Origin of the sequence: Sphingomonas sp. 37zxx (assembly GCF_000786205.1) — a bacterium.
GTDB lineage: Bacteria > Pseudomonadota > Alphaproteobacteria > Sphingomonadales > Sphingomonadaceae > Sphingomonas.
Map to the genome: position 1 here is coordinate 17212 of NZ_JROH01000047.1, position 11545 is coordinate 28756.

The 11545-nt window shown below is 64.2% G+C and carries 10 protein-coding genes and 2 pseudogenes; 5 read left to right on the forward strand and 7 right to left on the reverse strand.

What is annotated here, in order from left to right; genetic code table 11:
- Window positions 1-34: 34 nt before the first annotated feature.
- Window positions 35-781, reverse strand: a complete 747-nt coding sequence (locus QU44_RS14250) for a class I SAM-dependent methyltransferase (RefSeq protein WP_033923045.1) — start codon at window positions 779-781, stop codon at window positions 35-37.
- 277 nt (window positions 782-1058) lie between these two features.
- On the opposite strand from QU44_RS14250, the gene QU44_RS14255 reads away from it, so the two are divergent.
- A complete protein-coding gene (locus tag QU44_RS14255; RefSeq protein ID WP_033923034.1) occupies window positions 1059-1457 on the forward strand; it encodes an MAPEG family protein in 399 nt (132 codons plus the stop codon).
- A gap of 37 nt (window positions 1458-1494) precedes the next feature.
- Here the strand turns inward: QU44_RS14255 and QU44_RS14260 are convergent.
- The 6 genes and pseudogenes from QU44_RS14260 to QU44_RS14285 all read right to left on the reverse strand — a co-directional run.
- A pseudogene (locus QU44_RS14260) lies at window positions 1495-1785 on the reverse strand (MBL fold metallo-hydrolase); the annotation flags it as partial.
- 35 nt (window positions 1786-1820) lie between these two features.
- On the reverse strand, window positions 1821-5261 hold the full coding sequence (locus QU44_RS14265; RefSeq protein ID WP_231621753.1) for an autotransporter outer membrane beta-barrel domain-containing protein: 3441 nt from the start codon (window positions 5259-5261) through the stop codon (window positions 1821-1823).
- Window positions 5262-5498: 237 nt separating this feature from the next.
- On the reverse strand, window positions 5499-6053 hold the full coding sequence (gene rpsI / locus QU44_RS17215) for a 30S ribosomal protein S9 (RefSeq protein WP_037526765.1): 555 nt from the start codon (window positions 6051-6053) through the stop codon (window positions 5499-5501).
- Window positions 6053-6532, reverse strand: a complete 480-nt coding sequence (gene rplM / locus QU44_RS14275) for a 50S ribosomal protein L13 (protein ID WP_037526769.1) — start codon at window positions 6530-6532, stop codon at window positions 6053-6055. The genes rpsI and rplM overlap by 1 nt, the downstream gene beginning before the upstream one ends.
- Before the next feature lie 149 nt (window positions 6533-6681).
- The gene (gene cutA / locus QU44_RS14280; protein ID WP_033923048.1) at window positions 6682-6999 is read right to left on the reverse strand and encodes a divalent-cation tolerance protein CutA; all 318 of its coding nucleotides are present in this window, start codon (window positions 6997-6999) and stop codon (window positions 6682-6684) included.
- Window positions 6996-8054: a COX15/CtaA family protein gene (locus tag QU44_RS14285; protein ID WP_033923037.1), complete on the reverse strand. Its 1059-nt coding sequence runs from the start codon at window positions 8052-8054 to the stop codon at window positions 6996-6998. The genes cutA and QU44_RS14285 overlap by 4 nt, the downstream gene beginning before the upstream one ends.
- Window positions 8055-8211: 157 nt before the next feature.
- Between QU44_RS14285 and QU44_RS14290 the strand changes: the two genes are divergently transcribed.
- The 4 genes and pseudogenes from QU44_RS14290 to QU44_RS14305 all read left to right on the forward strand — a co-directional run.
- The gene (locus QU44_RS14290; protein WP_052134881.1) at window positions 8212-8601 is read left to right on the forward strand and encodes a MerC domain-containing protein; all 390 of its coding nucleotides are present in this window, start codon (window positions 8212-8214) and stop codon (window positions 8599-8601) included.
- Window positions 8602-8644: 43 nt separating this feature from the next.
- Window positions 8645-9106, forward strand: coding sequence for a Fur family transcriptional regulator (locus tag QU44_RS14295; RefSeq protein WP_033923039.1), 462 nt, complete (start codon window positions 8645-8647; stop codon window positions 9104-9106).
- A 55-nt stretch (window positions 9107-9161) separates the two neighbouring features.
- Window positions 9162-11090: a 1-deoxy-D-xylulose-5-phosphate synthase gene (dxs, locus tag QU44_RS14300; protein WP_033923049.1), complete on the forward strand. Its 1929-nt coding sequence runs from the start codon at window positions 9162-9164 to the stop codon at window positions 11088-11090.
- A 109-nt stretch (window positions 11091-11199) separates the two neighbouring features.
- Window positions 11200-11545, forward strand: a pseudogene (locus tag QU44_RS14305) (acetyl-CoA C-acetyltransferase); the annotation flags it as partial.

The window sequence follows — 11545 nt, forward strand, 5'->3', positions numbered from 1 at the left end:
CGCCAAAGCCCTCTACCTCGTGGGGGCGGGCGGGTCAGCGCAGCCGAACCCCGATCAACGTGCCCTTGGTCCCCTTGTTCACCAGGTCGAACCGGAAGTTCGGCCAGCGCTCGCGCCAGCGCGCGGCGACGATGCGTTCACCGGGGCGGGCGGCGTCGTCGAGCAGGATCGTGCCCCCCACCGGCAGCCGGTCGAACAACGTCTCCGCCGCGCCGCGCACATAGGGATGGATCGTCCAGGGCGGGCCGTCGATCACCAGCATGTCGATCTGATCGGGCAGGGGGCCGTGGTCGTACCAGATGCCCGGCCAGTCGCCCGGTGCCTGCCGAAGCGGGGTCGCGCGCATATCGGCATCGACGCCATGTTCCTGCAGCCATTCGCGAGTCGCGGCGATGAAGTCGCCATGCTGATCGCAACTGATCAAATGCCCGCCGCCATTTTGCTGTAGCGCCTTGGCCACCACCAGGCTGGTGGCCCCCGCGCCGAGTTCGAGCACGGTCGCGGGGCGATTGCGTTCGATATGATCGACGATCAGGCTCAAGAAACCGGTATCGGCCTTCCAACTGCCAAGGTTGGGCAGCGCGTCGGGGGCGAGCTCGAGCCGTTCGAGCAACGCCTGCTTCACCGCGCGCGATCCGCCCGACAGGCTGCGCGCCAGCCACGGCCACTGCACCGCGAAGAACGCGATGACGAAGGGGCGATCGACGAAGCGGCGCTTTACGTCATCGGGCCACATCCCATCGGTGCGCGGCAAATAGGAAGTGGTTTCACGGGTAGTCATAACAGTCGTTCCGATCGCGATCCGATCGAACGACCGGGCCGAGGGGTGTTCGAACAACCGCCAGCCATCGTCAACCGGCTATGCCGCGATGCCGGCTCGCTTGATCGTATATCGCCGCGCAAATAGCGTTTGGCGCTGCCTGCCGGTGGAGCAACAAAGCCCATTCGCGTGCGAAGGCGGGGTTATACCGAAAATATCGTGCGTTGCAAGCATTGTCGCGCTAATCCCCGGACGAATACCGCAGCCCATCCGGGTGGCACTCTTGAGGGAAACAATCATGGCCTTACCAATAACCCTGACCATGGCCGCAGCGGCCGGACTTATCAACCTGTGGCTGGCCGTCCGCATCGGTCAGGTACGCACCAGCCAGAAGGTAAGCGTTGGCGATGGCGGCAATGAATATGTCATCCGCCGGATGCGCGCGCAGGCCAATTTTGTTGAATTCACGCCGTTCATTCTGGCCCTGATCGCCGGACTGGAAATCTCCGGTTTTGGTGGCATCTGGCTTTGGGCTGTTGGCATTGTCTATATGGCAGGGCGGCTGGCGCACGGGCTGGGCATGGACGGCGGCACATTCAAGCTGGGCCGGACGATCGGCACCATCACATCAATGCTGATCACGCTGGGCCTGTCAGGCTATGCCATTTATGTCGCAAGCGTGCTGCCGGTGGCTTAACCCAAACCACCCCCTCCTTAACGGGAGGGGGACAGCTTTATGCCAGCACGTGATCAGCAACAAAGCCGTTGCGTTGGCGTTCGAAGCCGAAATTGCTCGTTGGCCCGTGGCCGGGCACGAACACCGTGTCGTTACCCAGCGGCCAAAGCTTCTGCGTGATCGAATCGATCAGATCCTGATGGTTGCCGCGCGGAAAATCGGTGCGACCGATCGATCCCTGGAACAGCACATCGCCCACAATGGCCAGCTTTGATGCCGCGTGGTGGAACACGATATGCCCCGGCGTGTGGCCCGGGCAATGGATGACATCGAGCACCAATGGGGCGACCCGTTGCCGGACCGCCCTGTTTCACAGCGACACGATCAGAAGCGGATCGCCACCGAGCCACGCAAGGTGGCGTTGCGGATGTCGTCGCGCTCGATCGTGCGTTCGGCGGCGATCGTCGCGCTCACGCGCTCGCTGCCAAAGGTGAAGCCGCCGCTGATCTCTGCCCAGTCGCGATCGGTGGTCGGCAGCGAGAAGACCGCCGCATTGCCGATCCCGTTGACGAAGTTCGCGCCGAATGCTCCGGGTGCATCGCGGAACTCATGCACGTAATTGGCCGAGACGAAGGGCTGGACCGATCCCAATGTCGCATTGGCGCTGGCCCCTGCGCGCCCCTGGAGGCTGTCGAAATTGCCCAGATTATAGCGCATGGCCGGGCCACCGCCTTGTTCGGCAACATTGGTGAAGCCGATATGGCTGTAGCGGAGCGAGGCGCGGGGCTTGACGGTCGCCCCCGTGGTTTCCGCCACCAGGGCAACGCCGGTCTCGTTCGAGAAGGTGAATGCCCGCTCGTCCGACGTCAGCGTGAAGTTGTTGGCACCGATCGCCGCCTGGCGGCTGCTGTCGATCTTCAGCACGCCCGCGCTGGTCTGGGTATCGACCAGCAGCGCACCATAGCGGCTGCTGCTGTACAACGTGCCCTGGATCAACTGGCTGCCCGATGAATCACCGGCAGCCACGGTGCTGCCGTTCAGGTCCGAATAGGTGAAGGCGAAACCGATCGTGCTTGCCTCGTCCATCAGGTGTTCGACACCGGCAGCGATGAAGAAGCCGTCAAACTGGTTGCGGCCAAAGCGCTGAACGCTGGGCAGGCCGACGCCATTGCCGTCGATATAGCCGCCCGCCAGATACACGGCCAGATTGTCGGGCAACGCGCCCTGCTGCACCACCGCACCGCTGCCGACGTCGCTGTCGATCGGCCCCGCCATGTTCATGCCCACGGCCGCGACCGATGCGAGCTGCATCGGCTTGCCATACACAGCCAGCGTGCCGCCCTGGCCGCCATCGGCAATGTTGTTGACCCGATCGCGAAAGAAGCGCGAGACCGCATCGGTGGCCACGGTGCCCAACTGGCTTTGCAGCGGCGCGGTGCGCGGTGCCAGATTTTCGAGCTGGGCGCGAATGGTGCCCTGATCCTGCAGATCGAATTCGCCATACAGCCCCGCCAATGCCGCGGTGTTCGAACGGTTTTGATCGAGCAACCGGGCATAGCTGGTCTGGATCGCCGAGTTGCGATCGACAACATCGGCATAGCGCCCGGCGACAATCCGCATATTGACCGCATTGGCGCTGTAGCTGAGCGTCGGCGTCAGGATCGCGCTGATGGCACCGGGCGTGGCAAAGGTGCCGACGACACCGCCGGCTGCGGTCAGGATCGTGTAGCTGTCGCCATCGCGCAGCCGGGTGCCGGCAGTCGGCGCAAAGCCCACCCGGCCGCCGACATCGGCAACGCCCAGCGATTCGGCGGTGCCGGTCACGACCACGCGGTCGGACAAGCCATTGGGGCCAAGATCGATCAGCAAGCTGCTGGCCGAGGCCAGCGTTATGTTACCGGCGAAGGTGAGCGTGCCGGTGGTGCCGGCAGTGCCTGGGGCGATCATGCCCATCATGCTGGTGAAGAACGGCGTGTTGATCCGGCCAGTGCCGGTCAGGCCACCGCGCATCAGCAGATAGTCCCCAGGCGTCGACAACACACCATCGACCTGCATCATGCCGTTGGTCTGGGTCACGTCGATCAGGCTGGTCAGATTGCCGCCAGCAGCGATGTTCAGCCGGGCGCCACTGCCCGCCACGGTCAGCCTGTCGATCGTCGCCGCGCTGCTCAGGGTCGTGATGCCGGTATTGGCCAGCGTGACGTCGTAATAGCGGGCCGAAACGCCTTGGCGGGGTGCTGCCGCCACGTTGTTTGGCACGAAACTGCTCGCACCGGGCAGGCCATTGGCGATGGTGGGGGCAGGCAGCACCGCCGTTGCATCGGCCAGCGCTTGCGGCGTATCGGCGGTGACGATGTCGGACAGGGTGGCAGCGCCGTTATGCGCGATCGTTTCGGCGGTGAGACCGGCGGCGCGGCCACCGGCACCGGCGGCATTGGTCGCGGACGCAGTAGTCCCGGCGCTGGTGGGCACCGGCTGTCCGTTTACCAGCAACTGGTTGGTGGCGAGATCGAAACACTCGTCGGTACCCGGAAGCTGGAAGCAGATCTGACCGAACTGGTTCGGGTCGGCACCCGCCACCCCTGCGCCCGGCATATCGGGGATGCCGGTGACCAACTGTCCCGCGGCGTTGAGCACGCGATAGGCTGGGTCTTGCAGCGAGGTCCAATGCGCCGCGTCCTCCCAATTGCCGTTGCCCGCCCGTGCACCGACATAGCGATAGGGATTATTCTCGGCGATCCAGTCCCAGAACAGATAGAGTGGCTGATAGAAGGACGATGTGCCGTAAGCGCTGAACGGCTGTGCGCCAAAGAAGCGCGATCCGCCCGACAATACGCCGATGACGACTTGTTCGGCATAAGTGCGGTCGAGGATCAGCGGGCCGCCCGAATCGCCTGGGCCGGTGGTGCCTTCGCGCGGAAGGGCGGCGTCCTTGAACAGGTTGAAATCGAACGGATAGGCATCGGCAGTGCCCCGGCGCGGGTCGTCGAAATCAAGCTGGTATAGATTCTGGGGCAGGCCCGATGGCGAGCCGAACAGGAACAAGTCGCGATCGTCGAACGATCCGAGAATGCCGATGTAATTTTCGGCGACACGCCGGCGCCAATTGCCCGCCTGGTTTGCGCCCGTCGTGCCCGTGCCGGTGCTGCCATAGCCGGTGATCGTCACATGATAGCCGGTGCCGGTGGTGTTGCTGATCGCGGCGGGTGCCGGCAGCGCCGACAGCAGCAAGGCCCAGGTGGGAATGTCGCGCGTCGGCGTGTCGAGCGCGGCGATCGCGACATCGGCTTCGATGAAGTTCAGATTGGGGCCAAGCCCGAGCGAGTCGGGGTGATACCGGACCTCTTCGGCGTTGTAGACGAAATTGGCGGTGTTCGTCCGGAACTGGTTGGCGTTCGCCTGGCCGTTCAGCGTGGCGAGGATATATTCGCGGACGCCGGCTAGATTGTCGTTGCGGAAACCGAATGCGATCGGCGTGCCGCCGGTGTTCGAGCCATAGGCCTCCTGCGCGACCGTGTTCACGCAATGCGCCGCGAAAATAACCGTGCGCGGGTTGATCAGCGAACCAGTGCAGGTGCCGACGCCGCCGCCGGGGGCCGCCACGAACATCTGGCCGATGCCGTTGATGTCGACAGGGTCGACGATATTGGCCGGGGTGTTGGGCGAACCCGGGGTATTGATGACGATGCGGGGTTCGGCTTCGACCTGCGGCATGGCGGCGGCACGCATCGGCAAGGTCGATATCGAATCATGCGGCGCATTCTCGGCGATCATCGGGCCGTAACCTGCCCGTTGTGCTTGCGCTGTGGCTGTGGTGCCAAGCATTGCCACTGCCGATGTCGCAAGTAACGCCGATCGCCCGAGCAATCGGCTCCCCTTTGAAATCCTCATTTTCCCTACCCCTTGTGACGCGACCTTTTGGTCTTACGATTAAGGCTATCGCGCAATAATGCGGCGTACAAGGGACTTAGGTTACGCTTGACTATAGCAAAAAAGGCGGCCCGTTGCCGAGCCGCCTTTTCAGATATGATTAACGCGCCGGTAACTTGGCGCGCTAGTAACTTAACGCTTCGAGAACTGGAAGCTGCGGCGCGCCTTGGCCTTGCCGTACTTCTTGCGCTCGACTGCGCGGCTGTCGCGGGTCAGGAAGCCTGCTGCCTTCACCGGCGCGCGAAGCACTGGCTCATAGCGGGTCAGTGCCTGTGCGATGCCGTGCTTGACCGCGCCGGCCTGGCCCGAAAGGCCACCGCCCTTGACGGTGCACATCACGTCATACTGATCGGTGCGATCGGCGACTTCGAATACCTGGCTGATCACCAGACGGAGCGTCGGACGTGCGAAATACACTTCCTGGTCGCGCCCGTTGACGACGATCTTGCCCGAACCCGGCTTCAGCCAGACGCGCGCGACGGCGTCCTTGCGGCGACCGGTCGCATAGGCGCGGCCATATTGGTCGATGATTTGCTCACGCAGCGGGGTGTTCGAATAGACGGGAGCGGCTGGCTGCTGCTCGTCGCCGGTGGTGGTGGCTTCGCCATTCTGCGGCTGCTGCTCGCCGACGGGCTGGCCCGCTGCGATTGCGCCGAGGTCGGCCAGGGACTGGCGGTTATCGGACATTATGCGCCCACCTTGTTCTTACGGTTCATGCTGCCGATGTCGAGGACTTCGGGGTTCTGCGCCTCGTGCGGATGCTCGGTGCCTTTGAAGATGCGCAGGTTGCGCATCTGTTGGCGGCCAAGCGGACCGCGCGGGATCATCCGCTCGATCGCCTTTTCGAGCACGCGCTCGGGGAAACGACCTTCGAGCACCTTGGCTGCGGTGACTTCCTTGATGCCGCCGGCATAGCCGGTGTGCTTGTAATAGACCTTCTTCGCCGCCTTGCCGCCGGTGAAGCGAACCTTCTCGGCGTTGATGACGATGACATTGTCACCGCAATCGACATGCGGGGTGAAGCTGGTCTTGTGCTTGCCGCGAAGCACGTTGGCGATGATCGTCGCTGCACGACCGACCACCAGGCCGTCGGCATCGACAATATGCCACTTCTTTTCCACCTCAGCCGGCTTCACCGACTTGGTGGTCTTCATGAGCGCCTTCATGGGGCTTGGACCTTATGTGAGTATAAACGCAAGCCGCCGCCCCGGTGGAGGCGGCGTCGTGGCAGCGCTAATGCGCAGAAGGTGGCTGGAAGTCAAGACAACCGGGCGATTGCTGACGGGTATTGGGATACCCTATGCCCCGCGAGCGGTCAGTCGCCGGTCGATTCTTCGATCCATTCGAGCGCCGCCTCGCTGGTGGCGGCGGGCCATAATTCGATCGCGGGGGTATCATAGCTGTGAAGCTGGGTGATCCGGTCGCGCAGTGCCAGCGCCTGTTCCATGCCGGTCTTGAACAATACCGGCACTTCGATCTCGGTCTCGATGCCGCCTTTCCAGCGATAGATCGACGTACACGACTGCATCACATTGGCACAGGCGGCCAGCCGCTCCTCGATCACCGCGCGCGCGACCGACTCGGCCTCCTCGGCGGTGCCGAAGGTGACGTGGAGCAGGGCAAGGTCGCTCATGCCGTGCGCCGCCCGGCGGCGTGGGCGCCCCATGCGGCGGATGCGACCAGCAGCGCGCCGACGACTTGATGGGTGACGGCGGCATGGAAATTAACGCCGCTCACCACCGTGGCGATGCCAAGCAGCACCTGGATGCCGACCGCGCTATGGATCGCGATCGAAGCGGGGCGGTTGCCCGCACGCCGGGCGGCACGCGCCAGCACCACCATCGCGGCCACCGCCACCAATGCCCACCAGCGATGAACGAAATGCACTGCCCAGGGGTCGTTCACCAGCGCCGACAGCACGCCGCCGCTGGTATCCACATCAGGCACGACCTGTCCGTTCATCAGCGGCCATTGATCGGTCACCAGCCCGGCGTTCATGCCAGCGACAAATGCGCCGAACACCAGTTGGAACAACAATATGCCGCCGGTAATCACCGCGACACGGGTCAGCCGCGCCGCAGGTGCCCCCGGCTCGCGCGCCAGCCGCCGCATGTCGAGCGCGGTCCAGACGACCGCCGCGAGGATCGTCAGCGCCATGTTCAAATGCACCGCCAGCCGGAAATGGCTGACATCGGTGCGCTCGGCCAGGCCCGAAGTGACCATCCACCACCCGATCACGCCCTGCATGCCGCCGGCGATCAGCAACAGCACCAGCCGGGGGCCATAGCCCCGCGGGATTTGCCGCCGCACCGCGAACCACAGCAAGGGCAGCGCAAAGGCAAGGCCGATCACCCGACCGAGCAGCCGGTGGATATATTCCCAGAAATAGATGAACTTGAACTCGGCCAGGCTCATGCCGCGATTGATCTGGAGATATTCGGGGGTGGCCTGATATTTGGTGAACTCGCTGGCCCATGCAGCATCGTTCAGCGGGGGAAGGGTGCCCGAAATCGGCTTCCATTCGGTGATCGACAGCCCCGATTCGGTCAGCCGCGTAATGCCGCCCACCGCGACCATCAGTACGATCAGCAGCGCCACGGTCCAAAGCCAGTTGGCGATGGCGACCGGATGCGCGGCGTGGCGCAGCGGCGGTGCAGCGAGCGTGGAGGAGGGAGCGGTGTACGACACGAGCGAGCCTTTAGCGTTTCGCGCATCGTGCGTCGATGGCGTACCGGGGCATATGGGGACGGCACCGGCAATGTCGCTGCCGTCCAAAGCCCGTAGCGATCATTGCTGACCAGAAAATCGATGATGTGATGTTGTAACCTGTCGCTTGCTGGCCTAGATGGCGGTTATGGCCAGTGCTTCAGCCTCTTCATTCCGCCGCGACAGCGTGCTCGATCGGTTCGCGATCGGCCTGTCGGCGCTATGCGTCGTCCATTGCCTTGCAAGCGCCGTGCTGCTGGCGTTGCTGTCGTCGGTTGCCGGCGTATTGCTCGACGAATCGATCCACCAGTTCGGCCTGGTGCTGGCGATCGGCCTTGGCGCGCTGGCGCTGGGGCGCGGCATCATCGTGCATGGCTATATGATGCCGGCAGCGATCGGCGCGCTTGGCCTTGGCATCATGGGCGGCGCGTTGACGCTGCCGCACGGCACCGGCGAGATCGTCTGGACGGTAATCGGCGTCGGCATCCTGGCGCTCGGCCACGACCTTAATCGCCGCGCGGTGATCTGACCGCTTGCTTGCCGCGCGCTGCCGGCGCGCTTACATCCGGCATATGCATCCGCACCATCATCATGAGCCGCAAGGCGACGATCTGACCACCGCCGCGCGCAAGACGCTCGAGGCTGCCGGCGAGCAATGGACCGCGATGCGTGAACGCATCTTCCAAACGCTGGCCGAGTTCGAAAAGCCGGCGTCGGCCTATGACATCGCCGAGGCGGTGTCGAAGCGCGAAGGCCGCCGGGTCGCCGCCAACAGCATCTATCGGATCCTCGACCTGTTCGTGCAGGCCAATCTGGCGCGCCGGGTGGAAAGCGCGAACGCCTATGTCGCCAATTCGCATCCCGGCTGTCTGCATGACTGCATCTTCCTGGTGTGTGATAATTGCGGCCAGACCACGCATATCGACGACGATAGCATCACCGGATCGGTGCGGACCGCCGCTACCGAATCGGGCTTCTCGCCGACCCGCCCGGTAATCGAAGTGCGCGGAACCTGCGCCGATTGCGCCGAGTGACGGCAATACGGCACTAACATTCGACACGTCCGGGCGGACGCGGTAAGCAATGGCAATGGTAGACGTATCTGCAACTCCGCTGCTCGACACGGTTCATGTTCCGGCCGACCTTCGCAAGCTTAAGTCGGCTGATCTACGCCAACTCGCCGACGAGCTGCGCCACGAGACGATTTCTGCGGTCGGCACGACCGGCGGGCATCTGGGATCGGGACTTGGCGTCGTCGAACTGACCGTCGCGATTCATTACGTGTTCAACACGCCGGTCGATCGGCTGGTGTGGGACGTCGGCCACCAATGCTATCCGCACAAGATACTGACCGGGCGGCGCGATCGGATTCGCACCTTGCGGATGGGCGGGGGCCTGAGCGGCTTCACCAAGCGCGCCGAGAGCGAATATGACCCGTTCGGCGCGGCGCACAGCTCGACCTCGATTTCGGCGGCACTCGGCTTTGCGGTCGCCAACAAGCTGGCCGACACAGCGGGCAAGGGTATCGCCGTCATCGGCGACGGATCGATGTCGGCAGGCATGGCCTATGAGGCGATGAATAATGCGGCGCAGGCGGGCAACCGGCTGATCGTGATCCTCAACGACAACGACATGTCGATCGCGCCGCCGGTGGGCGGGCTTTCGGCCTATCTCAGCCGGATCGTGTCGAGTCGCGAGTTCCTGGGGCTGCGCGAGACGCTCAAGAAATTCGCGCGCCGCCTGCCGCGCCCGATCCATTCCGCCGCGCGCAAGACCGACGAATTCGCACGCGGGCTGACGATGGGCGGCACCTTGTTCGAGGAACTCGGCTTTTATTATGTCGGCCCGATCGATGGCCATAATCTCGATCACCTGATCCCGGTGCTCGAAAATGTGCGCGACGCCGAGGAAGGCCCGATCCTGGTTCATGTCGTGACCAAGAAGGGCAAGGGCTATGCCCCCGCCGAGGAATCGGCCGACAAATACCACGGCGTCCAGAAGTTCGACGTCATCACCGGCGCGCAGGCCAAGGCACCGCCGGGACCGCCAAGCTATCAGAACGTCTTCGGCGAGACGCTCGCCAAGCTGGCCGAGACCGACGATCGCATCTGCGCGATCACGGCGGCGATGCCCGGCGGCACCGGGGTCGATAAATTTGCCAAGGCGCATCCGAACCGCGCCTTCGACGTCGGCATCGCCGAACAACATGCGGTGACCTTCGCCGCTGGCCTTGCGGCGCAGGGGATGCGCCCGTTCTGCGCGATCTATTCGACCTTCCTTCAGCGCGCCTATGACCAGGTGGTGCATGACGTCGCGATCCAGAACCTGCCGGTGCGCTTCGCGATCGACCGCGCCGGGTTGGTCGGGGCCGATGGCTGCACCCATGCCGGTTCGTTCGATGTCACTTACCTCGCGACCTTGCCCAATTTCGTGATCATGGCGCCAGCCGACGAAGCCGAATTGGTCCATATGACCTATACCGCCGTCTGCCATGACAGCGGCCCGATCGCGCTTCGCTATCCGCGCGGCAACGGCACCGGAGTCGCGTTGCCCGAGACGCCCGAGCGGCTCGAAATCGGCAAGGGCCGGATCGTGCGGGAGGGCAAGACCGTGGCGATCCTGTCGCTCGGCACCCGGCTTGAGGAAGCGCTGAAGGCCGCCGAAACGCTGGAGGCCAAGGGGCTGTCGACCACCGTCGCCGATCTTCGCTTCGCCAAGCCGCTCGACGAGGCGATGATTCGCCGGCTGCTGACGACGCACGAAGTAGCGGTGACGATCGAGGAAAATGCGGTTGGTGGCCTGGGCGCGCATGTGCTGACGCTGGCGAGTGACCAGGGGCTGATCGACGGCGGGCTGAAGCTGCGCACGATGCGGCTGCCCGACATTTTCCAGGATCAGGACAAGCCCGACAAGCAATATGATGAGGCGCGGCTGAACGCGGTGCATATCGTCGATACCGTCCTCAAGGCGCTTCGGCACAATGAGGATGTCGGCCGGGTAGGCGACGCGCGGGCATGATCGCGGCTCCCCCTGCCCGAAAGGCGGGGTAGCAACCGGCACTTGCGTTTCGATACGCAACCGATCATCCTGCCCCAAAGCGTTAAAAGCGCAGGGCAGGAGAGTGATGATGACGACCGCATATATCGTCGACGCGGTGCGAACCGCCGGTGGCCGTCGCAATGGGCGGCTGATGGGCTGGCATCCCAATGATCTGGGCGGTGCGGTGCTGTCGGCGATCGCGCAGCGCAGCGGCATCGACCCGGCGGCGATCGACGACGTCATCATGGGCTGTGTGATGCAGGGCGGCGAGCAGGCGGGGCATATCGGCCGCAACGCGGTGCTGGCATCGACCTTGCCCGCCAGCGTTCCTGCCGTTTCGATCGACCGGCAATGCGGATCGTCGCAGCAGGCACTGCAATTCGCGGCGCAGGCGGTGATGTCGGGCACGCAGGACGTGGTGATCGCCAGCGGCG

Bases quoted from the DNA above. Each gene is read 5' to 3' on its own strand.
- QU44_RS14295 (WP_033923039.1), top strand. From the start codon at position 8,645: ATGCATCCGCACCATCATCATGAGCCGCAAGGCGACGATCTGACCACC.
- QU44_RS14250 (WP_033923045.1), bottom strand. From the start codon at position 781: ATGACTACCCGTGAAACCACTTCCTATTTGCCGCGCACCGATGGGATG.
- dxs (WP_033923049.1), top strand. From the start codon at position 9,162: ATGGTAGACGTATCTGCAACTCCGCTGCTCGACACGGTTCATGTTCCG.
- rpsI (WP_037526765.1), bottom strand. From the start codon at position 6,053: ATGTCCGATAACCGCCAGTCCCTGGCCGACCTCGGCGCAATCGCAGCG.
- rplM (WP_037526769.1), bottom strand. From the start codon at position 6,532: ATGAAGGCGCTCATGAAGACCACCAAGTCGGTGAAGCCGGCTGAGGTG.
- QU44_RS14290 (WP_052134881.1), top strand. From the start codon at position 8,212: ATGGCGGTTATGGCCAGTGCTTCAGCCTCTTCATTCCGCCGCGACAGC.
- cutA (WP_033923048.1), bottom strand. From the start codon at position 6,999: ATGAGCGACCTTGCCCTGCTCCACGTCACCTTCGGCACCGCCGAGGAG.
- QU44_RS14255 (WP_033923034.1), top strand. From the start codon at position 1,059: ATGGCCTTACCAATAACCCTGACCATGGCCGCAGCGGCCGGACTTATC.
- QU44_RS14265 (WP_231621753.1), bottom strand. From the start codon at position 5,261: ATGCTTGGCACCACAGCCACAGCGCAAGCACAACGGGCAGGTTACGGC.